General features: G+C 60.9%; 1 protein-coding gene and 1 pseudogene. Both read right to left on the bottom strand.

Annotated elements, in window-relative coordinates; translation table 11 throughout:
* Positions 1-636 (bottom strand): annotated as a pseudogene (locus tag I5W_RS18140) (amino acid ABC transporter permease); the annotation flags it as partial.
* A gap of 156 nt (positions 637-792) precedes the next feature.
* Positions 793-1,554, bottom strand: coding sequence for a glutamine ABC transporter substrate-binding protein (locus tag I5W_RS18135; RefSeq protein WP_017453559.1), 762 nt, complete (start codon positions 1,552-1,554; stop codon positions 793-795).
* Positions 1,555-1,784 lie beyond the last annotated feature (230 nt).

Genomic DNA, 1,784 nt, shown 5'->3' with positions numbered 1-1,784 from the left:
TTTCGATACGCCGCAATACCAGCGTGGTAAGGTGGTCAGCACCAGGTAGATCACGGCGATGACCAGATAGGTTTCCAGCGAGCGGTAGGTGATGCTGATGATCTTCTCGCCCTCGTGCATCAGGTCGGCGATGGTCAGCAGCGATACCAGTGCCGAATTCTTGATCAGCGCGATGAATTCATTGCCCAGCGGCGGGATCATGCGCACGAAGGCCTGCGGCAGGATCACGCGCCGCATCGCCATGCGATAAGGCAAGCCCAGCGAACGTGCCGCTTCCATCTGGCCGCGCTCGATCGACTGGATGGAACCGCGCACGATTTCTGAAATATAGGCTCCGCTATAGATGCCCAGCCCCAGGATGCCGCAGACGAAGGCCGGCAGGATCAGCCCCACGTGCGGCAAGCCGAAGAACCACAGGAACAACTGCACCAGCAGGGGCGTGCCGCGCACCAGCGTGAGATAGAAGGTACACAGGCCATAGATCACGCGACGCTGCGGATTGAGCCGCCCCAAGCCGACCAGCAGGCCCAGCACACAGCCCAGCACCAGCGAGGCAGCGGTGATTTCCACCGTCACCATCGTGCCATGCAGCAGCGAAGACCAACTGTCCCAGACGCCTGAAAAATCCAGTTTCATGAAATGCTCCGGCAAAAGGAAACCCATTCCCGGTCAGCATTGACCGGGCCGGGGGCGTTTGTTCGAAGGGTGAGATCGGCGGCCCTGGCTAAAGCAACCACAGCCAGGTCAAGCCGCCGTAGGTCTAGTCAACGAAGACAGCGTGGCGGCTGGAACTCACTCGCTCTTGCCGAACCACTTGTTGGTGAGCGCGGTATAGGTGCCGTTGATGCGCAGGGTCTGCAGCGCCTTGTTCAATTGCTCGGCCAGCGCAGTATCGTCCTTGCGCATGGCAAAGCCGTACAACTCGGTGGTCAGGCCCTTGTCCAGCACCCGCACCAGCGGCTGGGTGCGCGCATATTCCACCGCGGCCGGGCGACCGGTTACCACCGCATTGACGCGACCGGTGGCCAGCAGGTCGAACATGGCCTGGTTCTTTTCCACTTCCACCCGCTCCACGCCGGGGAAGTTTTCTTTCAGGTATCCCACCGACTTGGTGCCCACCTGGACCGACACGCGCTTACCCTTGTTCAGGTCTTCCGGCACCTTGATGCTGCTGTCGTCGCGACGCACCAGCACGGCCAGGCCACCACGGTAGTAGGGATCGCTGAAGGTGACTACCTTGCGACGCTCATCGGTCATGTAGATGGCCGAGGCGGCGATGTCGAAGCGGTTGGAAATGAGGCCCGGGATGAGGCCCTTGAAATCGATATCGATCCACTGGATCTTCTTGCCCATGGTCTTGACCAGGGCTTCCATCAGTTCCACATCGAAACCGGTACGCTTGCCATCCTTGACGAATTCCATCGGCGGGAAAGTGGCATCGGTGCCCACACGGATCACGTTATCAGTGGGTTGGGCGGCCTGCGCGGCCGGCATGGCAGCGCAGATCATCGCCAGGCTGGCGGTAAAAGCGCACAGCAGCTTGCAAAGCTTCATCATGAGTTCCTTAGAAAAGACGACGACATGGACTGGACGCCGGCGCAGGCCGACGTAACGGACTACAAAACCCTCAATCATCCAGTCCGTGCCGCCTGCAGACGGCGGCGCCCTCGGACTGGCTTAAAAACGGTTACAGATGCGCTGCGCCGACTCCACCGTCATGCGCACCAGCTCCTGTTCGCGGTTGCCCACCCGCAGGGCCGGGGCCATCAGCGTGATGGTGCCTT

This window comes from Herbaspirillum sp. B65, from assembly GCF_000333555.1.
Taxonomy (GTDB): domain Bacteria; phylum Pseudomonadota; class Gammaproteobacteria; order Burkholderiales; family Burkholderiaceae_D; genus Herbaspirillum; species Herbaspirillum rubrisubalbicans.
Note: the sequence above shows the minus strand (reverse complement) of the source record. Positions and strands in the feature narration are given on the sequence as shown.

What these genes read in the sequence shown, in the direction of transcription:
- I5W_RS18135 (WP_017453559.1), bottom strand. Translation starts at nt 1,554, where the DNA reads ATGAAGCTTTGCAAGCTGCTGTGCGCTTTTACCGCCAGCCTGGCGATG.